The 20,820-nt window shown below is 75.3% G+C and carries 17 protein-coding genes; 7 read left to right on the top strand and 10 right to left on the bottom strand.

The window, feature by feature from the left end:
- Window positions 1–53: 53 nt before the first annotated feature.
- Window positions 54–638 carry a TetR/AcrR family transcriptional regulator gene (locus tag ACZ597_RS18550; RefSeq protein WP_471330979.1) on the bottom strand — a complete coding sequence of 195 codons (585 nt, stop codon included), beginning with the start codon at window positions 636–638 and terminating at the stop codon, window positions 54–56.
- 128 nt (window positions 639–766) lie between these two features.
- Here ACZ597_RS18550 and ACZ597_RS18555 point away from each other — a divergent pair, with 128 nt between their 5' ends.
- Both ACZ597_RS18555 and ACZ597_RS18560 read left to right on the top strand, forming a co-directional pair.
- Entirely contained in the window at window positions 767–1,201 is a 435-nt protein-coding gene (locus ACZ597_RS18555) for a CBS domain-containing protein (RefSeq protein WP_471330982.1), read from the top strand.
- A gap of 221 nt (window positions 1,202–1,422) precedes the next feature.
- A complete protein-coding gene (locus ACZ597_RS18560; RefSeq protein ID WP_471330985.1) occupies window positions 1,423–2,487 on the top strand; it encodes a peptidoglycan recognition protein family protein in 1,065 nt (354 codons plus the stop codon).
- Here ACZ597_RS18560 and ACZ597_RS18565 read toward each other — a convergent pair.
- The 6 genes from ACZ597_RS18565 to ACZ597_RS18590 all read right to left on the bottom strand — a co-directional run bounded on the left by ACZ597_RS18565 (window position 2,462) and on the right by ACZ597_RS18590 (window position 11,327).
- Window positions 2,462–3,271: a class I SAM-dependent methyltransferase gene (locus tag ACZ597_RS18565; RefSeq protein WP_471330988.1), complete on the bottom strand. Its 810-nt coding sequence runs from the start codon at window positions 3,269–3,271 to the stop codon at window positions 2,462–2,464. The two genes, ACZ597_RS18560 and ACZ597_RS18565, sit on opposite strands and share 26 nt — an antisense overlap.
- Window positions 3,271–3,930, bottom strand: coding sequence for a DUF2278 family protein (locus ACZ597_RS18570; protein ID WP_471330990.1), 660 nt, complete (start codon window positions 3,928–3,930; stop codon window positions 3,271–3,273). Before ACZ597_RS18570 ends, ACZ597_RS18565 begins: the two co-directional genes overlap by 1 nt.
- 83 nt (window positions 3,931–4,013) lie before the next feature.
- Window positions 4,014–4,823: an MBL fold metallo-hydrolase gene (locus ACZ597_RS18575; RefSeq protein ID WP_471330992.1), complete on the bottom strand. Its 810-nt coding sequence runs from the start codon at window positions 4,821–4,823 to the stop codon at window positions 4,014–4,016.
- Window positions 4,824–4,912: 89 nt separating this feature from the next.
- Window positions 4,913–6,427 (bottom strand): alpha/beta hydrolase, encoded by a 1,515-nt coding sequence (locus tag ACZ597_RS18580; RefSeq protein WP_471330995.1) that lies wholly within the window; start codon window positions 6,425–6,427, stop codon window positions 4,913–4,915.
- A 73-nt stretch (window positions 6,428–6,500) separates the two neighbouring features.
- A complete protein-coding gene (locus ACZ597_RS18585) occupies window positions 6,501–9,704 on the bottom strand; it encodes an amidohydrolase family protein (RefSeq protein WP_471330998.1) in 3,204 nt (1,067 codons plus the stop codon).
- A 147-nt stretch (window positions 9,705–9,851) separates the two neighbouring features.
- On the bottom strand, window positions 9,852–11,327 hold the full coding sequence (locus tag ACZ597_RS18590) for a multicopper oxidase family protein (protein ID WP_471331001.1): 1,476 nt from the start codon (window positions 11,325–11,327) through the stop codon (window positions 9,852–9,854).
- A 201-nt stretch (window positions 11,328–11,528) separates the two neighbouring features.
- Between ACZ597_RS18590 and ACZ597_RS18595 the strand changes: the two genes are divergently transcribed.
- The 4 genes from ACZ597_RS18595 (at window position 11,529) to ACZ597_RS18610 (ending at window position 16,237) form a co-directional block, all read left to right on the top strand.
- Window positions 11,529–12,635 carry an ADP-ribosylglycohydrolase family protein gene (locus ACZ597_RS18595; protein WP_471331004.1) on the top strand — a complete coding sequence of 369 codons (1,107 nt, stop codon included), beginning with the start codon at window positions 11,529–11,531 and terminating at the stop codon, window positions 12,633–12,635.
- 161 nt (window positions 12,636–12,796) lie between these two features.
- Window positions 12,797–14,761 (top strand): hypothetical protein, encoded by a 1,965-nt coding sequence (locus tag ACZ597_RS18600; RefSeq protein ID WP_471331007.1) that lies wholly within the window; start codon window positions 12,797–12,799, stop codon window positions 14,759–14,761.
- A 33-nt stretch (window positions 14,762–14,794) separates the two neighbouring features.
- Complete coding sequence (locus ACZ597_RS18605) at window positions 14,795–15,373, top strand: TetR/AcrR family transcriptional regulator (protein ID WP_471331009.1); 579 nt, start codon at window positions 14,795–14,797, stop codon at window positions 15,371–15,373.
- 81 nt (window positions 15,374–15,454) lie between these two features.
- Entirely contained in the window at window positions 15,455–16,237 is a 783-nt protein-coding gene (locus tag ACZ597_RS18610; protein ID WP_470961013.1) for an oxidoreductase, read from the top strand.
- An 85-nt stretch (window positions 16,238–16,322) separates the two neighbouring features.
- Here the strand turns inward: ACZ597_RS18610 and ACZ597_RS18615 are convergent, their stop codons facing one another.
- The 3 genes from ACZ597_RS18615 to ACZ597_RS18625 all read right to left on the bottom strand — a co-directional run bounded on the left by ACZ597_RS18615 (window position 16,323) and on the right by ACZ597_RS18625 (window position 19,543).
- Window positions 16,323–16,577 carry a hypothetical protein gene (locus ACZ597_RS18615; RefSeq protein WP_471331012.1) on the bottom strand — a complete coding sequence of 85 codons (255 nt, stop codon included), beginning with the start codon at window positions 16,575–16,577 and terminating at the stop codon, window positions 16,323–16,325.
- Window positions 16,578–16,626: 49 nt separating this feature from the next.
- The gene (locus ACZ597_RS18620) at window positions 16,627–18,729 is read right to left on the bottom strand and encodes a sensor histidine kinase (protein ID WP_471331015.1); all 2,103 of its coding nucleotides are present in this window, start codon (window positions 18,727–18,729) and stop codon (window positions 16,627–16,629) included.
- A gap of 145 nt (window positions 18,730–18,874) precedes the next feature.
- The gene (locus ACZ597_RS18625) at window positions 18,875–19,543 is read right to left on the bottom strand and encodes a response regulator transcription factor (RefSeq protein WP_470961019.1); all 669 of its coding nucleotides are present in this window, start codon (window positions 19,541–19,543) and stop codon (window positions 18,875–18,877) included.
- Window positions 19,544–19,675: 132 nt separating this feature from the next.
- Between ACZ597_RS18625 and ACZ597_RS18630 the strand changes: the two genes are divergently transcribed.
- Window positions 19,676–20,818: a dehydroquinate synthase/iron-containing alcohol dehydrogenase family protein gene (locus ACZ597_RS18630; protein ID WP_471331019.1), complete on the top strand. Its 1,143-nt coding sequence runs from the start codon at window positions 19,676–19,678 to the stop codon at window positions 20,816–20,818.
- Window positions 20,819–20,820: the final 2 nt, after the last annotated feature.

Consider the following 20,820-nt stretch of genomic DNA (forward strand, 5'->3'; position numbering starts at 1 on the left):
CAGAATTCGGGCATGCACAAGGGCATGACGGAGGCGTACGAGGGGGCGGGCCGTCAGTCCAGCAGGGCCAGTGCCTGTTCCGCCGCGTCCCGGACGCGGGCGGGGTCGTCCGAGGCCTTGCCGACGACACGGACGCCCTGGAGCAGGACCAGCAGCATCCGGGCCAGCGCGCGCGGATCGCGGTCGCCGGCCAGCTCCCCCTCCCCCTGGGCCCGTACGAGCGCCGAGTGGAGCAGGGTCTCGAAGCGGTCCCAGCTCACCTCGACGCGGCGGGCGGCCGCGGGGTCGTGCGAGGCCAGCTCGGCCGCGGTGTTGGTGATGAAGCAGCCGGTGAGCCGCTCACCGGGGGTCGCGGCCTCCGCGGCGAAGCGGCGCACGACGGCCCTTACGGCGGGCAGCGCGGGCCCGGGCGCGGAGAGCTGGGCCAGTAGCAGCGGGTCGAACGCCTCGGCGTAGCGGTCCAGCGCCTTCAGGTAGAGCTCGTGCTTGCTGCCGAAGGTCGCGTAGATGCTGGCCCGCCCGATGCCGAGGTGCTCGACCAGGTCGGCCACCGACGTCGCTTCGTAGCCGCGTCGCCAGAACAGCTCCAGGGCCGACTGGAGCACGGCGTCCGGGTCGAATTCCTTGGTCCTTGCCACGTCGAAGATCATAAAGCCATCTGGAACGAACGGTCAACAATCTCTCGCAACCGGAACCGTGCTCCCGGCGCGCCGCGCCGCTCCATCCGTGCTGTCCTCGTAGGGGAGGACACGGAAGGAGGAACACCATGGACAGGAACCTGCTGGCCCGGGACATCATGACCATGGGCGTGCAGTGCATCCGCGAGGACCAGTCCCTGCAGGACGCGGCCCGCATGATGCGCGAGCTGAACGTCGGCTCCCTGCCGATCTGCGGCGGCGACGGGCGCCTCAAGGGGCTGATCACGGACCGCGACATCGTCGTCAAGTGCTGCGCCGACGGCAAGGACCCGGCGGCGATGCGGGCCGGGGACCTCGCCGGCAACCTGCACTGGATCGACGCCGACAGCAACGCCCAGGAGGCGCTGGACACCATGGAGGTCCACCAGATCAAGCGGCTCCCCGTCATCGACGTGGAAGGCGGCCACCGCCTCATCGGCATGATCACCGAGGCCAATCTGGCGAAGAACCTCTCCGACGCGGACATCGCGGAGTTCGCGGTGCGGGTGTACGCAGCCAACTGAACGGAGTGACCGGAGGAATCCGCCGGGCGCCGGCCGTGACCGCCGGGCCGCCGGCTCGTTGAAGGGGGCGGTCAGCGAAGTGCGCAGAGCGCCGGCCGGGCACTTCCAGCCCGGTCGGCGCCTTGTGTCCTCGGGGCCCGGGAACGGTCCGGGGGCGTGTCGCAACAGCCGCTGTTCCGGTTCTCGTCCACCGTCGTCCGGGGACCCTGGAGAGAGCCGAGTTGCGCACCCGCGGATTCCCGCTGACGCCCGTCACCGCCGCCCTGAGCTGTCTGCTCGTCACCCTGGCCGCGGCCGGCGGGGAACCGGCGGCCGCTCCGCCGCCGCACGCCGTCACCCTGACCTCGGCCGGGGCCGCCGTGCTCGCGGACTCCCGGACCCCCTTCAGCATGCTCGCCGTCACCGCGCCCGCCGACCGCCCGGGCGGGCCGGGCACCGGCGGGTACCGGGTCCGCGCCCGGCAGCGGGGCTCCGGCCACTGGTCGCCGTGGACGGTGGTGGAGGGCCGGGAGCCGTGGTGGGCCGGGCCTTCGGACGGCGTCGAGGTACGAGCGGCCGCCCCCGGCGGGCGGCTGCCGCACGGGGTGCGGCTCGACCTGGTGGACCCGGGGCCGGACCCCGCCCCCGCCGCCGCACCCGAGCCGGTGGCGCACGAGCTGGCCGGCGCCGCCGGTTCCCGGCCCCGGATCGTCCCCCGCGCCCGCTGGGGCGCGGCCGAGGGCCCCGGGGAGCCCGCCGTGTACGGCAGGGACGTCAAGGCCGTGTTCGTCCACCACACCGCCCAGAGCAACGACTACGACTGCGCCGACTCCCCCGCCGTCGTACGCGGCCTCCAGGCCCTCCACCAGCGGGTCAACGGCTGGAAGGACCTCGGCTACAACTACGTCGTCGACAAGTGCGGCACCGTCTTCGAGGGCCGGGCCGGCGGCTCCGGCCGGCCGGTCACCGGGGCGCACACCCTCGGCTTCAACGCCGACACCATGGGCGTCGCGGTGATCGGCCGGTACACCGACCTGGAGGCCCCGCCACAGGCCACGGCGGCCGTCGCACGGCTCGCCGCCTGGGCCCTCGGCCGGTACGGGCACGACCCGTCGGGCACCGTCGAGCTGACCGCCTCCGTCGACAACGGGCGCTTCGGCGCCGGGGAGCGGGTGACGGTCGAGCGGGTCTCCGGCCACCGCGACGTCTTCGCCACCGAATGCCCGGGCAGCGCCCTGTACCGGCAGCTCCCCGCCGTCCGGGCCGGCGCCGCGGACCCCTTCAGCGAGCTGTTCGGCGGCCGCTGACCGCCCAGGCTCGGGCGGTCAGCGCGATCGACCCGTCGGGCCGCACGGGCAGGGCCCCGGCGAGCGCGTCGCGCAGCCGCCCGCGTCCGGCGGGGGCCAGGGAGGCGACGTAGCCGGGGGCGGGGCCCTGTCCGGCCAGGAAGGGCTCCCAGAGGTCCGCGAAGCCGGCGAACACGGTCGGCACCTCGACCGGGACGACCTCCACCGCGTCCAGCCCCGCCCCCTCCCACAGCGTCCGCAGCGGCCCCGGCCGGCACAGGGGGAAGCGGCGGCGCTCGTCCAGGGCGGCCGCCGACGGGTCCAGGGCGACGGCGGCGTCCCAGAAGTGCCCCAGGAACCCCATGCCCTCGGCGTAGTCCCAGACGTACGCGGCCACCAGCCCGCCCGGCCGCACCGCCCGGGCCGCCTCGGCCACCGCCGCGCCGGGGGCGGGCAGGAAGTTCAGCGCGAGGGCGCTGACCGCGGCGTCGAACGCCCCGTCGGGCACCGGCAGCGCCTGCGCGTCGGCCACCGCGAAGACCGGCCCCGCCGCCGCGGCCCGTGCGGCGGCCCGTGCGGCCGCCACGAAGGCGGCGGACCGGTCCACGCCCAGCACCAGCCGCGGGCGGCAGCGGTCCGCCACCGCCCCGGCCAGTGCGCCCGTACCGCATCCGGCGTCGATCCACCGGGCGCCGGGGCCGACGCCGAGCGAGACCGCGAAGTCCTCGGCGACCAGCCGGCTCCACCGGCCCATGTAGCGCTCGTAGCCGCCGCCGGCCGCCCAGGTGTCGAAGCGTCCTTCCATCAGACGGGGTGGCCGTCGGGCCCGGTGAGGTCGGCCTGGCTGGAGAACTTGTTGAGGAAGACGTCGTACAGGCCGTCGGGCCGGCGGGTGAGGGTGGCGCCGTCCTGCCAGGTGCCGTTGTCGTCCCACCACTGGCTGCCGTACGGATCGCCCTGGTTCTGGTGGACGTTGTGCATGCCGAGCCCGTGGTCGAAGGGCTCCCCGAAGATCATGATTTCCCGGCCGGGCAGCAGGATGGGTTCCAGCGCCTGGGCCGCGTCGAGGTTGGAGCCCGAGATCCAGGGGCGGGGCGGGTTCAGCCGGTCCATCAGCCCGCGGAGCCAGGCGGGCGGACGGACGGGGAAGGCGCAGCCGGGGCGGTGCCGGAGGGCCGGGTGGCGGAGGTGGTCGAGGGCTCCGGAGCCCGAGGTCATCGAGAGTTCGTGGTAGCCGGGGTCCAGGGAGGGCACCGGATCGAGCACGGAGGCGGCCAGGGTGAACACCTTCCACTGGACCCCGGTGGTGGACTGTTTGCTGTCCACGTCGACGGCGCACCGGTACCGGCCGGCGGGCGCGTCCACCTCCAGGTTGACGTGGAACCAGTGCCCCTGGGTGTCGGGCGTGTCGCGGAAGTGGCGGTGCAGCGTTCCCGACAGCACCCCGTAGGAGTCGAGCGGCATGCGGCCAGTCAACCACCGCTCCGGCGGGCGGCGGCGTGACGCGCGGGGGACGGGGGCTGCCGTCATGCGGTCATCGTAGGGGGCTACTCGTGCGGGCCCGGGGCGAAGGCGGCGAGCATCCGTTCCAGGGCGGCCTGGTCGGGGCCGGTGTAGGGGGTCAGGCCCGGGACCGCGGTGAGGAGGTCGAGGAGGCGCGGGGTCAGGCCGGACGCCGGGGGCAGGTGGGTGGAGAGGACGGTGCCGGGGTCGGCGGAGCGCAGCGGGCCGGCGGCGGCGAGGAAGGCTTCGCGGTCCACCACCTGCGCCCAGGGGCTGTCCACGCTGGCCCAGAGCAGCTGGGCGGCCTTGAGGTCCTCGGCGTCCAGCTCGCCGGCGTCGGGGCAGGTCGCGAGGTCCGCGGTGGGGAGGGGGGCGCCGAAGCAGTCGGAGCTGAAGCAGGTGCCGGTGCGGTCGTCGAAGAAGCCGACGGTGGCGGGGTTGTCGAAGAGCGGCGGCCGGAAGGCGTGCAGCGTGCGGTCTCCGACGGCCAGGCTCTGGCCCGGGTTGAGCAGGTACACCCGGTCCAGGGGCAGCGGGCACTCGGTGGACATCTCCCCCACGCCGAGGAAGGTCGTGATCACCCGGGCCAGGGGCGCCGCCTCCAGGAGGGCGAAGAGGCCGCCGGTGTGGTCCCGGTCGGGGTGGGTCAGCCAGATCCAGCGCACGTCGGCGGGGTCGATCACGCCGGCGAGGGTGGCGAGGAAGTCCCGGTCGGGCAGGCCCAGACCGGTGTCGACGACGACGGGCTCCTCGGCGTGCAGGACGAAGGCGTTGACGGGGATGAAGCCGACTCCGGGGACCTCCAGGCAGTCGGCGAGGACGGTGGTGTCGGGCCCCACCTTGTGCGTGCTCATGATCGTCTCCAAGGCCCTGTGGGAGGAGGGGGCCGTACGTCCATCGTGCCGCCGTACGGGTGGGCCCGCGCGGCGCGCGGGCCCGGTGCTCAGTTCGCGCAGCTCGTGTCGCGGGCGGGGCGCACGCCGGTGGTGAGGAACCGGGTGACGGTGCGGTCGCCGCAGGCGTTGCCGTTGCCGAGGTAGACGCCGTGGCCGCCCTGCTCGACGGTGACGAGCACGGCCCGGTCCCCGAGCGCCTCGCGCATCTTGAGGCTCTCGGAGTGGGGGGTGGAGGGGTCGCGGCGGCTCTGGATCATCAGGACGTTGGAGGGGCCGTGGTCGGTGATCCTGGTGGGCTTCTGCTCGGGGGCGTCCTTCCAGAAGGAGCACGGGAGCACGTTTACCGGCATGCCGGCCGTCAGCGGGTGCCGGGCCCGGTCCTCGTCGACGGCGCGCTGCCGGTCGGCCTGGGAACCGCCGGGCCAGGCCACGTCGTTGCACAGCACCGCGACGAGCTGGGCGGCGTCCTCGTCGCGCAGGGGCCGGGCGAGTTCCGGCGGCAGGGCGGGGGTGTGGGCCGGGTCGCGCAGGGCCGCCGCGAGGCGGGCGAAGCCGGGGAAGGCGGAGTCGCTGTAGAGGGTGTTCTGCAGGGCCTGGCGCAGGCCGTTGCCGGTCAGGGGCACGCCGGGGGTGGTGGACGGGCGGGGCGTGCGGTCCAGGGAGGCGAAGAGCGAGAGCAGGAGGGGTCTGACGTCCTCGGGGCGCTGCGCGAGCCGCAGGCCGTCCTTGTCGCGGTCGGGGTGGGCGACCCAGGCGGCGAAGTCGGGGAAGCGGTCGTCGGAGCCCCGGGCCATGTTGGCGAGCCAGCCCCGGGCGACCCGCTCGGGGTCGGGGTCGCCGCTGCTGTCCAGGACCCAGCGGTCGGTGCGGCCGGGGAACGTCTGCGCGTAGACGGCGCCCACGTAGGTGCCGTACGAGACTCCCCAGGCGGACAGCTTGCGCTCGCCCAGCGCGGCGCGGAGGCGGTCCATGTCGCGGACCTGGTTGGCGGTGCTGAAGCTGCGCAGCACGGGTCCGCCGTTGCGGGCGCAGGCCTCGGCGGTGCGGCGGGAGCGGGCGAGGTTCTCGGTGATGTCCCCGTCGGCGGCGGGCCAGGAGCGCAGGGCGGTGAGGTAGCGGTCCTCGGGGGCGAGTCCGCAGCTCGCGGTGGTGGAGCCGCCGACGCCGCGGGGGTCGAAGGCGACGAGGTCGTAGGCCCCGGCGAGCTGCTGCCGCAGGGCCTCGCCCTTCTGCGTCAGGCGCTGTACGCCGGAGCCGCCCGGGCCGCCGGGGATCACGACGAGGGTCCCGCGCCGGGCCTGGGGGCGGTCGCTGCGGAGCCGGGATACGGCGACCTTGATCTGCGGGCCCCGGGGGTCGTCGTAGTCGAGGGGGACGGGGAGGTCGGCGCACTCCTGGGCGGCGGGGCCGCCCGGCTCGGCGCAGGGGTGCCAGTCGAGGGCGGGCGCCTCGGCGCGGGGGGCTCCGGCCGCCTGGGCGGGGAGGGGGACGGCGGTGATCGCGGTGGCGGCGGCCGCGGCGGAGAGCGCGAGGAGGAGGGACTTGTGCCGGAAGTTCGTCATGGGGCAAGCCTCGTTCAGCCGGCCCCGGCGGCCCATCCGGCGTACCGGCCGCCGCGGGGTGGGGGTAACCCCCCTACAGGAAGCGCCCGTTGACCCGGTGGGCGGTGCAGCAGGAGTCGCGGTGCAGCTGGCGCAGCACGGGCCTCCAGGCCTGCTCCGGTGCCGGGGTGACGGGGTCGGGGAACGCGGCTTCCAGGTCGGCGCGTTCGTACGGGGTGCCGGCGCGCAGGACGGACCGTACGCGGACCAGGTCGGCGAAGTCGGTGAAGGGATCGCCGTCGACGAGGGTGAGGTCGGCGAGCTTGCCCGGTTCGGCCGTGCCGAGGTGGGCGGCGGCGCCGTAGACGCGGGCGGGGGTGCGGGTGGCGGTGGTGAGGGCCTCGGCGGGTGACAGGCCGTACCGGTGGAGGGCGCGCAGGGCGAGGTGGAGGTGGAGGCCGACGGGGGTGAGCGGGGCGTCGGTGCCGAGGGCCACGCGGCCGCCGCCCGCGAGGACGGCGCGGTAGACGGCGATTTCCCGTTCGAGGGCGGTGTACTGCTCGGGGGTCGGCGGCTGGGCGGCGGCGGTCTTGAGGGTGGCCGCGTCCCAGGGCGGCATCATCGCGGTGACCCGGCGTTCGGCGGCGAGCTGCGGGTCGGCGCCGATCAGCGGCAGGGCGGTGAACGGGGTGGCGACGAGGTCGAGGCCGCCGCGGGTGTAGACCTCCAGGGTGTCCTGGTGGGTGTGGCCGGCCGGGGTGGCGCCGTGGCCGTACTCGGCGCGTTCGGTGGCGACCAGATGGGTGGTCAGGTCCTGGCCGGACTGGATGCCGGGGGCGCACAGGTGGGAGCCGGAGCGGACGCCGAGCACCTCGTGGGCGAAGCGGGCGGCCTCTTCCATGAAGGCGTACGGGGCGCGGACGTAGGTCTTGACGAAGTCCCAGTCCAGGGCCTCGGCGCGGGCCAGGGAGCGGGCGAGTCCGGCGTGGGTGCGGTGGGCGCGGCCCATGCTGTAGGCGACGCGGGAGCCGTCGAGGAGTTCACCGCCGGCCAGCAGGCGGGGGGCGGCGAGCCGGCCGGCGCGGATGTCCTCGCGCAGGCGGGCCTGTTCGTAGGCGGATCCGCCGAGGGAGACGGCGGTGGTGACCCCGTAGGCCAGGTGCAGGGCGCCCTGGCGGGCTCCGTAGGTGTAGGGGTACGGGTGGACGTGCGCGTCCCACAGCCCGGGCAGGACCGTGCCCCGTGAGGCGTCGACGGTGCGGGCGGCACGGCGGCGCGGGCGGTGCGGTTCGACGGCGGTGATGCGGCCGCCGCTGATGAGCAGGTCGACGTCGGCGCGGGGCGGGGTGCCGGTGGCGTCCCACAGCAGTCCGGCGCGGACGACGGTGTCGACGGGTTCGGGGCGGCGGTAGGAGAGGGCGACGGGGACGGTGCGGGGTGTGCCGTCCGGGGTGCCGTCGGGGCGGAGGGTGAGCAGGCGCAGCCGGGCGTTGGACTGGTAGAGCAGGGTGCGGGAGTCGGCGGACCAGGAGGGGTGGTCGGCGGGCTCGTCGGTGAGGCGGCGGGCGGGGCCCGCGGGGGTGCCGTCGGGGGTGACGGGCAGCAGCCAGAGGGTGGATTCGGCGACGCAGGCCAGGTGACGGCCGTCGGGGGACCATACGGGGCCGGAGGCGTAGCGGTCGGAGAGGGAGGTGTGCGGGGCGAGGGCGTGGAGGCGGGCGGCGCCGGTGGCGGTGTCGACGATCCGGATCAGGTTGTAGCCCTCGCGGAAGCGGCGGCTGAGCCGGTTGCGGTCGCAGAGGGCGAGGTGGCGGCCGTCGGGGGACCAGCTGGGCGGGCCGGGCAGGCCCCCTCCGCCGAGGGCGGCGGCGAGCGGGGTGTCGGCGGCGGTGGCGAGGTCGCGCACGATCAGCCGACCGGCGAGGTCGAGGGCGGCGAGCCGGGTGCCGTCCGGGGAGAGGGAGCCGTAGACCCGGCCGGGCGGGGAGAGCACGCCGTCGCGGCCGTCGGCGAGTTCCCGGCGGCGTACGGTGTTCAGCCCGTCGCGGTCGTCGGTGTAGAGGAGGGCGCGCCCGTCGGGCGTCCACACCGGGCCCTGGACGTAGGCGGTGGCGGGGGCCTGGAGGATCCGGCGCGGGGCTCCGCCGGTGACGGGTGCGGTCCAGAGGGCGCCGAGCGCGGCGAAGGCGACGGTGCGGGCGTCGGGCGAGAGGGCGGGGAGGTGGATGCCGCGTACGGGCCGGGTCCGGTCGGCTTCGAGGTCGTACTCCTTGACCCGGTAGCGGGGGCGGGGCACTTGGAGGGTGGCGTCGAGGGGGATGTCGCGGGCGGGGCCGTCGCGGTGCGGGCGGATCACCCGGAACCGGCCGTCGAGGGTGATCAGGAGCCGGTCGTCGCCGATCCACCGCGGGGGTGCGGGGGCGAGGTCGCCGTCGAGGGGTACGGGGCGGCCGTCGGCGTACAGGGTGAGCTTCTCGGCCCTGCGGGGTCCGGGGGCGGCGGACAGCCAGGCGGTGCGGCCGGCCGGGGAGAGGGCGGGGGCCAGCAGGCTGCCACCGGTGACGGTGTGTTCGGTCCGGACGGGGCCGCTGCCGTCGGCGGCGACGGAGGCGAGGGTACGGGCGGGGAGGCTGCCCTCGACAGTGGGGGTGGCGCCGGCGGGGGTGGCGCGCAGGAACAGCACGCGGCCGCCGTCGGGCGAGAAGACCGGGTCGAGGTCCTCCCAGGCGCCGTCCTGGCCGGGGCCTTCCTGTCCCGGCGTTCCGGTGAGGCGGCGCAGGCCGCCGTCGGCCAGGGAGACGGTCCAGATCCGGTACGGGCTGCCGGTGACGGGGTCGCCGCCGCGTTCGGAGCAGAAGGCGAGGGTGCGGCCGTCGGGCGACCAGGCGGGGGCGCGGTGGTCGAACGGGCCGTCGGTGAGGCGGCGCAGGCCGGTGCCGTCGGGGCGCATCACCCAGATGTGGAAGGTGCCGCCGCGGTAGGCGCACATGGCGACGCGGTGTCCGTCCGGGGAGAACACGGGCCGGCCGGGTTCCAGGTCGGGCGGGGTGAGGGGGGTGGCGGGCGAGCCGTCCGGGGGCAGCGACCAGAGGACGCTCTGCACCTCGGCGACGACGCGCCGTCCGTCGGCGGTGGCGGTGGCCGCGCCGTTGGTGGCGCGGGTGAAGCGCAGCACGGCCCGGCCGTCCGTCCGGGGGGCGGCGGGCCGGGCGGCCGCCGGCGGGGCCCCGGTCCCGGTGACCGCCGCCAGCGCCCCGGCCGAAGCCGCCCGCAGTACGCTCCTGCGCCCGATCCGCATCCCGGCCACCCGCCTCGTGTTGGTCGTTCCCGCCCGACTGCCCGTCACGGGGGCGAACGATCACGGCACGGGTTCGGCAACGGGCACGGGTCCGCCCCGGCGGCCGGAACGGTCGCCGGGGCGGGGGCGGGACACGGCCCGGCGGGGTCAGGAGATGCGCATGTTGGCCATCATGCCCATGGCGCCGTGGTCGAAGAGGTGGCAGTGGTAGACGTACGTGCCGCGGTAGCCGTCGAAGGTGGCCTGGAGCTTGACGGTCTCGCCCGGCTTGAGCGGCACGGTGTCCTTCAGGCCGGTCTCGGGGCCGGAGGTGACGGGCTTGCCGTTGCGCTCCAGCACCCGGAACTGCACCAGGTGCATGTGGAAGTTGTGCGGGGCGATCTTGTTGCTGTTCGTCACGGTCCAGATCTCGGTGGCACCGTAGGCGATCTCGGTGTCGATCCGGTCCATCTCGTACGTCTTGCCGTTGATGTACGCGCTGCCGCCGGGGGCCTCGTCCATCCGCATGTCGAACTCGCGGTTGACGCCGGCGGGGCCGAGCGCCGGCAGGGTGCGCAGCCGGGACGGGACGGAGCTGCGGTCCGCCGCCCTGCGGGTGACCCGGAACTGGAGCACCTTGCCGACCACGTCCGCGGACTCGAACGGGGCGATGTCCTTGTTGCGGAGCTCGATGACGGTGCCGACGGGGTAGCGGGAGAAGTCGATGACGACGTCGGCCCGCTCGCCGGGGCTGATCGAGACCACGTTCGTGCGGTGCGGGGCGGGGAGCAGGCCGCCGTCGGTGCCGATCTGGATGAGCTCGGAGTCGTCGGCGAGGTTCAGGTCGAAGAACCGCTGGTTCGAGGTGTTGGTGAGGCGGAAGCGGTACTTGCGGGCCGCGACCTCGAAGAACGGCCAGGCCTTGCCGTTGGCGAGGACGACGTTGCGCTTCATGAAGTCGCCCATGGCGTAGACGAGTTCGCCGTTCTCCAGGAAGCGGGCGTCGCGCAGCGAGATCGGCACGTCGTACTGGCCCGCGGGCAGGGGCAGCCGGCGCTCGATGTCGTCGGTGAGGATGTAGGTGCCCGTCATCCCGCGGAAGACGTTCTCCGACTCCATGTGGTGCGCGTGGTCGTGGAACCAGAGGTTCGCGTGCGGCTGCGTGTTGGGGTACGTGTACGTCTTGGTGCCGCCGCCGGCCGGGATCAGGTCCATCGGGGCGCCGTCGCTGTCCTGCGGGACGTGGGCGCCGTGGAGGTGGATCGAGGTCGGGACGGCGAGGGAGTTGGTCTGCTTGATCACGACGCGCCGGTTCGACTCGGCCTTGATGACGGGGCCGGGGAAGGAGCCGTTGAAGGTGCGCAGCGGGGTCTTCAGGCCCGGCACGATCTCCTTGGTGGCTTCCTTCAGGGTCATCCGGTAGTAGCTGGTGGTGCTCGTGGTCCGGTAGGGCTCCAGGACCGGGGGCAGCGGCATTCTCTGCGTGAACTTGGCTATGCCCGCGGCGTCGAGCTCGGCGGCGCCGGCGGCGGTGCGGGACGGCTCGGCCGTGGCGGCGTTCACGACGGGCAGCAGCATGCCGCCGGTGCCGACGATGCTGGTGGCGGCGACGCCTGCCCGGAGTGCGGTCCGTCGAGTGATCACTGTTCCCCCGTGGGTCTGGCCCGACGCCTCGTGTGCCGGTCGGGTCGGTGTGGCGCGCGCACGCGCCGCGGCTGGACGGGAGGAGCCTGTTCGAATGCGGTCGTGCGGCGCTGGTGCGGCTGTGGAGCAGGGGGTGAGCCGCCCGCGAAAGCCCTGCGTACGATGCCCGCTGGTGTTCGAAGCGGATGGGGGCGTGGCCTGATGGACGAGCTGACGGAGCGGCAGGAGAGGGCGCGGAGCGGCCGGGTGCTGGAGGGGACCCGGGGGCTGCTGCTCGGGCTGGCGCTCGGGGAGTCGCTGGGCGGGGCGCGGGGCGGGCCGCCGCCGGCGGGGAGCATCCCGGCGGGGGTGTGCACCCAGCTGGCCTGCTTCACCGTGGAGGGCTCCGTACGCGCCATGGTGCGGAGCAGCCACAAGGGCATCTGCCATCCCCCGTCGGTGCTGTGGCACGCCTACTGCCGCTGGGCGCACCTCCAGGGCATCGAGCGCGAGCGGATGCGCGAGCGCTGGAGGGGCGCCGGCACCCCCGCGTGGCCGGACGGCTGGCTCGTCGGCGTGCCGGCCCTGGCGGAGCGGCGCGGCAGCGCCCCGGCCACCGTGGCGGCCTTGTCGGGGCTGGAGCCGGGCACCCTGGAGAAGCCCGCGACCGGCAGCCGGGGCTGGCACGCGGTGGGCCGGACGCTGCCGACGGCGCTCATGGGCTCGGCCCGGTCGCCGAAGTACGCGCGGCAGGGGGTCGAGCGGGCCCGCGAGATGGCGGCGCTGACGCACGGGGACCCCGATGCGCAGTGGGCGGCGGCGTGCGCCGCCGTGCTGGCGGCGCACTGCCTGGCCGGGGAGTCGGTGCGGGGCTCCGCCGGAGCCGCGCTGGCGACGCTGAACGCGGTGGACGGCGTACCCGGGGCGGAGCTCGGCCTGCTGGCCGCGGCGCTCGGCGAGGCCGCCGCCCACCCGGGGGATCCGGCCCGGCTGGCACGGCTCGCCCCGGACCGGACGGCCTGGTCGGCGGTGCTCGGAGGGCTGTACGCGGCGGCTTCGTTCCCGGAGGGCGGGCAGGTGGAGCGGGCCCTGCGCTTCGCGGCGGCGGCGCCGGACGGGGAGTCGGCGGGCACGGTGGCGGGGGCGCTGCTGGGTGCGGCGCACGGGGCGCAGGCGCTGCCGGTGGAGCTGGTGAGCCGGCACGAGCTGGCCTGGGTACTGGACACCCTGGCCCGGGACCTCCTGTCGGAGATCCGGGAGTCCCCCGGCGGCAGCGAGCACGAGGAGGGCTGGGACCCGCACTGGCCGACCCGTTACCCCGGGTGGTGACGGAGCGTTGGACCGTCCGGGCGGTGGTTCGGGGTGTCTTGCGCGGCTGGAGCGATCGCGTCCCCTCGATGGCGGCACCGCCGGGGATATTGGCTGAACAGCGCAGCGTACGCGCACGCGCTCTGCCGGGCTTCTTGACGCTTCATCACTGGAGGCAATGCGTGATGCGCACACGGTCCGTCCTGCTGGCCACCGCCCTGCTGGCGACGCTGTTGCAGGCGGCGCAGGGGACGGCCGCCGCGGGCGCTCCCGCCTCGCCCGACGGACGGTCGGCGTACGACGGTCGGACCGGGCACCTCGTGCCCCGCCTGCCCGGCGGGCGGTCCGCCTTCGACGGTCAGGCGGGGCACGAGGTGGCCCTGTACGGGATCAAGGGCGCGGGGAGCGCCGGACGGGCGGGGGCCCAGGAGTTCAGCACCGACGACGACCGGCTCTCGCGGGTCTCGCTCTTCATCGCCAGCGCTGCCGCTACCGGGAAGCTGAGCGTGCAGGTGCGCACCGCCCGGGACGACGCCGGATCCGCGATCGCGTCGGCGACCGTGGACCTGGCCGCCCTGGGCGGGCCGGGCACGGGCTGGGTGGAGGTGCCGCTGGCGGCGGCGCTGCGGCCCGGCGCCCGGTACTACCTGTTCGCCCAGGCCACCACCGCCGAGGCCGGGGCGGTGACCTGGCACGGCACGCGGGCGGCCGCGGCCGGCTCCCCGGCGGGCGCGCAGTACGACCAGGCGCGGGGCGGCTGGCAGGCGGGCCCGGGCCGGCTGGCGTTCTACGTGAACCCGTCGGGGTCCGAGCGGTGCGGGGAGACCGAGGCCTGCTACGTCCCGGCCTCGATGAAGCCGGCCCGGACGGCGGGCCTGCTCTCCAACGGGCGGGCGGTGGAGGCCGTCGACCCGGCCTTCGCCGTCGGCGCCCGCTACGTGGAGGGCAGCAACGTCCTGGTGCTGCCGTCGGGGCGCTGGCGCTACCTGCCGGAGGGCGCGGAGAAGTCCCGCGTGGTCGAGGCGGGGGACGCGGGCGCGCTGGCCCAGATCGCCGAGTCGCGGCGCTGGCTGGCCCGGGGCCTGGTGCCGGGGGCGGCGGGCGCGCGGCACGACGGCGCGGAGCGGGCGCTGCTGTCGATGCGGGCGCTGCTGCGGCCGAACGGGGCGCTGGCGGCGGCCTGGTACCCGTTCTGGGACTTCTCCTGGCCGCGCGACTCCGCCTTCGCGTCGGCCGCGTTCGCGCACACGGGCCACGACGAGGAGGCGTACCGGATCCTGCTGTACAACGCGCGGACGCAGCGGCCGGACGGCACCTGGGAGGCCCGGACCCGGCTGGACGGCTCGGGGCCGCCGGACGCCCGGCCGTGGCAGCTGGACGCGAACGGCTGGGTGCCCTGGGCCACCTGGCAGTGGTACCGGACGGCGCCGGAGGCGGACCGGGAGGAGCGGCTGCGCGTTCTGTACCCGGCGATCCTGAAGGCGGCCGACTTCGCGGCGGCCTCCCTGGACGCCGAGGGGCTGCCCCCGGCCTCTCCCGACTACTGGGAACTGCCCACGGACACCGCCAACATCGGCACGGCGGCGCCGCTGCTGTCCGGGCTGCGGGCCGCCGCCGACCTGGCCGCCGGGCTGGGCCGCAAGCAGGAGGCCGCGCGCTGGACGGAGGCGGCGGGGCGGCTGGAGCGGGGCATCGCCAAGCGGTTCGCGCCGCTCGGCTACCAGCGCACGGTGGACGGGCTGCACGGCCACGACAGCGCGGCGGCGTTCATGGCACCGCCGTTCAACGAGGCTCCGGCCGGTCTGCCCGGGGCGCTCGACACCACCTACCGGGAGCTGCTGCGGCCCAACGGCGGGCTGGTGCCGGGCAGTGACCCCGACACCCGGTGGGGGAACATCACCTGGACCGCGAGCACTTCCTTCTTCGCGCTCGCCTGGTCGGCGATGGGTGAGCGGGCGAAGGGTGACGCGGTGCTCGACTGGGTGCTCGCGCAGCGCAACGTGCTCGGCGAACTCCCCGAGACGGTGGACGCGCAGGGCCTCCCGAAGGCCGTCGTACCCCTGGGCTGGACGGACGCGCTGGTCCTGCTGACCCTCGTGCAGCTGGGGGACGCTCCCCTGGCGGCGCCGCCCGCACCGCGTACTTGACCTCCAGGTACACAATGGTGTTGAGTCGCCGTCATGGGAAGGCCGAAGCAGTTCGATCCGGAAACCGCCGTGGAGCAGGCCATGCAGGTGTTCTGGCGGCAGGGGTACGCCGCCACGACGCCGCAGGACCTGGTCGACGCGCTCGGCATCGGCAAGGGCAGCCTCTACAACGCCTTCGGCAGCAAGCACGCGCTGTTCGAGCTGGCCCTGCGCCGCTACCGCGACGGGCAGGCGGCCGCGCTCGTCGAACTCCTCGGCGGGGAAGGCCCCGTCAAGGAGCGGCTGCGCGGGGCGCTGCGGCTGCTCACCGACATGGACCTCGCCGATCCGGACCGGCGCGGCTGCATGGGGATCAACACCGCCGCCGAGCTGGCGGGGGCAGACGCGATGGCCTCCGAACTGGTGCGGCGCATGTTCGACCGCACGGAGGAGGCCTTCCGGGCACTGGTCGAGGAGGGCCAGCGCACCGGGGAGATCTCGCCCGACCGGGACGCCCGCGCCGTCGGGAGCATGCTGCTGAGCACCCTCATCGGCCTCCGGCTGCTGGGGCGCGTCGCCGAGGGGCCCGAACGGCTCTCCCGGGTGGTCGACGCGACACTCGACTCCCTCTGACCGGACCGGCACGCCCGCCCCCGCAGGGGCGGATCCGCCGTACCCATATTTTGTACCTGTAGCTCAAGAACTGGGGAATTCATGAAGCTCGGACTGAACGGCAAGACCGCGGTCGTCACCGGAGCGAGCCGCGGCATCGGCCTCGCCACCGTGCGCACCCTGCTGGAGGAAGGGGTCCGCGTCCTCGGCGCCGCCCGCACGGTCACGCCCGAACTCGCCGCCTCCGGCGCCGTGCCGCTCGCGGCGGACCTCACCACACCCGCCGGAGCGGCCGCCCTCGCGGAGGCCGCCGCAGCCGGACTCGGCGGCGTCGACCTGCTCGTCAACAACGTGGGCGGCGGCCCCGACACCGCGCTCACCGGCTTCCTCGACGCGGACGACGCGCAGTGGGCCGGCTACCTGGACGTCAACCTGTACAGCACGGTACGCGTGACCCGGGCCCTGCTCCCCGGCCTGATCGAGCGGCGCGGCGCCATCGTCAACGTCTCCTCGGTCAACTCCCGCCTCCCCGCCTCCGGCCCGGCGCCCTACAGCGCGGCCAAGGCGGCGCTCACCGCGCTCGGCAAGTCCCTCGCGGAGGAGTTCGGCCCGCGCGGGGTACGCGTCAACACCGTCTCGCCCGGTGTGGTGCGCACCGCGATCTGGGAGGACCCGGAGGGCTTCGGCGGCAAGGTGGCCGAGGCCCACGGGGTGGACCACGCCGCCTTCGTGAAGGCGATACCGCAGAACTTCGGGATCACCACCGGCCGGATCACCGAGCCTCGGGAGGTGGCCTCGCTGGTCGTGTTCCTGCTCTCGGAGGCCGCCGCCAACATCACGGGCGCGGACTACGTCATCGACGGCGGCACGCTCAAGACGGTCTGACCGCCGGCCGCCGCGCGGGCGCGCACGGCAAGGCGCCGGGCCCGGGACGTGTGTCCCGGGCCCGGCTGGAGGAGCTGTCCTCCGGTCACTTCGTGGTGTAGTACAGCCACCACTTGTGGTCCTGCTGCTTGCAGTGGTAGCTCTTGTAGTGGCCCGCCTTGCCGGCCGCCTCACAGGACGACTTGCTCGGGTAGGGCCCCTTCTTTCCCTTGGCCTTGTGCTCCAGCACCGACACCACGTCGGACTGCTGCTGGGGGGCGGCCAGTGCGGCCGGACCGGCCATGATCAGACCGGCGGTGACCAGAGCCACCGGAGCGAGCCGAACGATCTTCGCGTACATGATGGTCCCTCTTCCTCGGATTCTCCGGGCCCGTTCGGGCTTCGGACCATCAACGTACGGAGCCCCCTGTCCCGGGCACATGGTCCCCAGGTCCCGCACCGGTCCCGGCCGTACGCGGGAGTACGGCCCTGGCCACGGTCCCGGTCCCGGTGCTGACCAGGTCGAAGGTGCCGCCCAGCTCCTCGGCGCGCTCGGCCATCGAGCGCAGCCCCACGCCGGTGCCGGCGGGCACGCCCGCGGGAACGCCGGAACCGTCGTCGGTGACCTCCACCGTCACCGCCTCGGGGGTGAGCACCACCGCCGCGTGGGCGTGGCCGGCGCGCGCGTGGCGGACGACGTTGTTCAGGGCCTCCGCCGCGATCCGGTAGAGGGCCACCTCCACGGCGGCGGGCAGTCCCGGGAACGGATCGGGGGCCAGGCTGACGGTGATGCGCAGGTTGCGGCCCAGGTGCTCGGCGAGCTGGCGCAGGGCGCGGGGCAGGTCGGCCCCGTCCAGGGCGGCGGGGGCCAGCCCGCCGGTGATGTGGCGCAGTTCGTCGATGGCCTGCCCGATGCCCTCGGAGACGGTCGCCAGCGAGTCCGTGGCCCGGGTCCCGGTCGGTATGGCCGCGCGTGCGGCGTCGACCTGGAGGCGCAGCCCTGACAGGGCGGGGCCCAGGCCGTCGTGGAGGTCGTGGCGCAGCCTGCGCCGCTCCTCCTCGCGGGCCAGGACGATCTGCTCGCGGCTCGTCTGGAGTTCCTCGTAGAGCTGGAGGGAGGCGATGGCGGGCGCGCTGTGGTCGGCCAGGATCCGGACGGCCTCGCGGTCCTGCTGGTCGAGGGCGAGTTCGCCAGCGCGCGGCGGGACGTAGAGGTGGCCGATGGCGTTGTCCCGGTGGACCAGGGGGAAGGCCTCGTCGCCGCTGCCGGGGCTGCCCAGGCGGGCCAGTTCGCGTTCCCCGTGCCGGGTTCGGATCACCAGGCGGGCGGCGGGCAGCCGCAGGGTGTGCACGACCGTGTCGCACAGCAGGCGGGGCATGTCCCCGGGGTCGAGGGCGTGGCTGAGCCGGTCGGCGAGGGCGCGCACCGCCTGGTAGGGCTGGGCGCGTTCGCCGTAGTAGTAGCGGTCGACCAGCCGGGCGGCCCAGCGTGCGGTGGGCCGCAGCAGGACGCCGACCAGCAGGGTGAGGCAGGCCATCAGCCCGGACTCGGGGTTCAGGGAGCCGGGCGCGAAGTAGTCGAGGACGAAGGCGCCGCCCGCGTAGGCCATGAACAGGCCGAAGGTGAGGACGAAGGCCGTCAGGATGCGCCGCCCCGCCCGGTCCAGGGCCCAGGTGCGCTCGCGGATGTGGACGTAGCCCACGGTCGCCGGCCAGGACGCGGCGGCGAGGTAGACGATGACGACCTCGAAGCCCATCGGCGGGTCGCCGTACTGGTTGACGGCGATCACCGCGATCCACAGGAGGTAGGGCACCGCCAGGATCGCGTAGGGGCGGTCGGACTTGTCGGTGCGGGGCCAGCGGACCGCCATCAGGAGGATGCCGATGCCGGCGATGAAGGGCGGGACCCAGCGCGAGGCGGTGTCCATCCACGGCGTCAGCAGGCGTTCCAGGTCGGCCCATCCGGAGCCGGCGATGGGGGTTTCGACCCCGTAGTAGACGAAGCCGGGGCGGGTGAAGACGTAGTACTGCTGGGCGGCGCTGAAGAGGGCGGTGAAGGCCACGTACGGCGCGCCCCACCGGGGGAAGCGGCCGGTGGGCAGCCACAGCGGCATGGGGTAGATGATGACGTTGATCAGCGTGAAGGCGACCATCACCAGGATGAACACGGCGGTGAGCACGCGCGGGCCCGCACCGTGCACCACGGCGGTCTGCGGCACGACTTGGGCGAGGGTGAGCGCGCAGCCGGAGCAGAGCATGAGCCGGCCGAGGACCCGGGCGGTCCGGCGGGCGGCGAAGACCATGCCGGTGAGGGCGATGCCGAGGCCGACGAGCACGTGGTCGGCGGCGAGGTGGAGCCGTACGGTGCGCAGGGCGGGATGGCCGATGTGGGTGAGGGTGACGATGCCCCAGGTGATGGCGGCGAGCATGGTGAGGACGCATACGGCATAGGCGGGCAGCATCTCCGGCCCCGAGCGGGGCGTGCTCGCGGTGGTCCGGTTCGCTGTGCGCATGTCGGCCTCCCCGGCCGCTCGGTGCGTTGGTCTCCAGCCTGGTGCGCCTCCGGTCCCGGGCGCATGGGGCGGGTGTCCCGGATGCCGGCGCCCCCGCGCCGCGGCCCCGCGGCGGGGGGCCGGCTCCGGCCGGTCCCGGACGGGTTCAGCCGTCGCCGCCCAGGCCGGCGTCCCGGGCCCGGGCCACGGCCTCGGCACGGGAGGTGACCTGGAGCTTCTCGAAGACGTGGGTGATGTGGTTGCGGACCGTCTTCTCGGACAGGACCAGCTCCCGGGCGATGCGCCGGTTGTCGTGGCCCCGTGCGATCAGCTCGAGCACCTCCACCTCGCGGGAGGTCAGGGAGGGGAAGAGCTGTCCGGCGTCGCGCCGACGGCCGCCGGCCAGGAGCTCCGAGAGCCGGGCGGCGATCTCGGAGCCGATGACGGCACCGCCCGCCGCGACCGTGCGCAGGGCGTGCAGCACCTCTTCGGACCCCGCGCCCTTGACCACGTAGCCGCGGGCGCCCGCCTGGAGGGCGGCGAGCAGGCTGCCGTCGTCGTCGGACATGGTGAGCATGAGCACCGGCAGGCCGGGGTGGGTGCCGGCGAGGCGGCGCGTGGCCTCGATCCCGGAGACGTCGGGCAGGGACAGGTCCATGACGACCACGTCCGGCCGGTGCCGGTCCACCGCGTCCGGGACCTCGCCGCCGGTCTCGGCCTCGGCGACGACGACCGCGCCCCGGGTGCTCTCCAGGGCCGCCCGCAGGCCCTCGCGGAACAGGGGGTGGTCGTCGACGATCAAGACCCGGGGGATGGTTCGGTCTTCTTCGTCCACGAAACGACACTAGCAGTCACGTACCGTCGCTCTGTGTGACCGGGCCGGGAGGGGGCGGGACCGGCCGGGAGGGACCTGGAGGGGGTCTGGGCCTCATGCCCCTGGGGTGCGGGCGCCCGGATCGTGAGCGGCATGTCCGCACACCCCTCCTCCGTCCGCATCGACCGGTCCCTCCTCTGCGGCCCGGCGCACGTCCCCGTGCAGATCCGCTGCGGGGACGGACCGGCGGACGGACTCCCCGACGCCCTGCGGGACTTCCTCCCGGGGCGGATCGCCCTGGTCACCGACCCCGGCCTGCCGCGCGAGCCCGCGGCGCGCGTCCTGCGCCTGCTGGGCGCGGCCGCGCCCACCGGGGTGCTGTGGCCCGACGGCGACGGCCCCCTCGTGGTCCCGGACGACGCCCTCGCCGTGGCGCTGGGCGGCAGCCGCGTGATCGAGGCGGCCGACCGGGTCCGCCGCGCCGACGGCACCCGGCCCGCCCTCGTCCGCCTGCCCACCACCCTGCGGGCCATGACCGACACGGCCCTGTCGGTGGCGGGACCCGGCGGCCGGATCGCGGCGCCGGCCCTGGTCCGGATCCACCTGGACTTCCTCGCGACGGTGCCGCCGCACCGGCTCCGCGCCGGACTGGCGCCGCTGCTGCGCACCGTGCTGGCCGTCGTGCCGGCGTCGGCCGCGGGCGTGGCCTCCCGGCTGCGGCCGGGCGGCGGGTACGACGCGCGGACGCTGGCCTCGTTCGTCTCCCTCTGCCTGGAGGCCAGGGCGGCGCTCGGTTCGCACGACCCGCTCGGACGGGGCCCCGCCGCCGCCCTGCGCTACGGCGAGCCCGTCGCCCGGGCGGTGCGGAGCCTCGCCGGCCCGGACCTCCCGTACGGGGACGCGCTCGCCCTGGGCCTGCGCGCGGCCGCCGCGGTCTCCCGCCGCCGGGGCCTGCTGGGCCCGGCGGACGAGGCGGCCCACGAGGACCTGCTGACCCGCGCCGGTGCCGCCCGGACCCTGCCCGCCGGAATCCGCCCGGGCGAGCTCGCGGCGGCCGTGGCCGGGGGCCGGGAGGAGGCCCGGATGGTGCTGCTGCGCGGGCTGGGCGATCCGTACGCGCACCAGGGCTCCCTGCTCGCCCCGGTCGCCGCCGGCGTGCTGGAGGCCGCGCTCGCCGAACTCGTGCCCGCCGGCCGGCGGATCCCGGTACCGGACCGGGACCGGTCCCGGGTGTCCGTCCCGGGCGGCCGGGACGGCGGACTCCCCGCCCCTGGCGGGACGCTCTCAAGGAAGTGATC

It is taken from the genome of Streptomyces sp. NPDC040718 (assembly GCF_055593565.1).

Bases quoted from the DNA above. Each gene is read 5' to 3' on its own strand.
- ACZ597_RS18555 (WP_471330982.1), top strand. From the start codon at position 767: ATGGACAGGAACCTGCTGGCCCGGGACATCATGACCATGGGCGTGCAG.
- ACZ597_RS18565 (WP_471330988.1), bottom strand. From the start codon at position 3,271: ATGGAAGGACGCTTCGACACCTGGGCGGCCGGCGGCGGCTACGAGCGC.
- ACZ597_RS18570 (WP_471330990.1), bottom strand. From the start codon at position 3,930: ATGCCGCTCGACTCCTACGGGGTGCTGTCGGGAACGCTGCACCGCCAC.
- ACZ597_RS18575 (WP_471330992.1), bottom strand. From the start codon at position 4,823: ATGAGCACGCACAAGGTGGGGCCCGACACCACCGTCCTCGCCGACTGC.
- ACZ597_RS18580 (WP_471330995.1), bottom strand. From the start codon at position 6,427: ATGACGAACTTCCGGCACAAGTCCCTCCTCCTCGCGCTCTCCGCCGCG.
- ACZ597_RS18585 (WP_471330998.1), bottom strand. From the start codon at position 9,704: ATGCGGATCGGGCGCAGGAGCGTACTGCGGGCGGCTTCGGCCGGGGCG.
- ACZ597_RS18595 (WP_471331004.1), top strand. From the start codon at position 11,529: ATGGACGAGCTGACGGAGCGGCAGGAGAGGGCGCGGAGCGGCCGGGTG.
- ACZ597_RS18605 (WP_471331009.1), top strand. From the start codon at position 14,795: ATGGGAAGGCCGAAGCAGTTCGATCCGGAAACCGCCGTGGAGCAGGCC.
- ACZ597_RS18610 (WP_470961013.1), top strand. From the start codon at position 15,455: ATGAAGCTCGGACTGAACGGCAAGACCGCGGTCGTCACCGGAGCGAGC.
- ACZ597_RS18615 (WP_471331012.1), bottom strand. From the start codon at position 16,577: ATGTACGCGAAGATCGTTCGGCTCGCTCCGGTGGCTCTGGTCACCGCC.
- ACZ597_RS18620 (WP_471331015.1), bottom strand. From the start codon at position 18,729: ATGCGCACAGCGAACCGGACCACCGCGAGCACGCCCCGCTCGGGGCCG.
- ACZ597_RS18630 (WP_471331019.1), top strand. From the start codon at position 19,676: ATGTCCGCACACCCCTCCTCCGTCCGCATCGACCGGTCCCTCCTCTGC.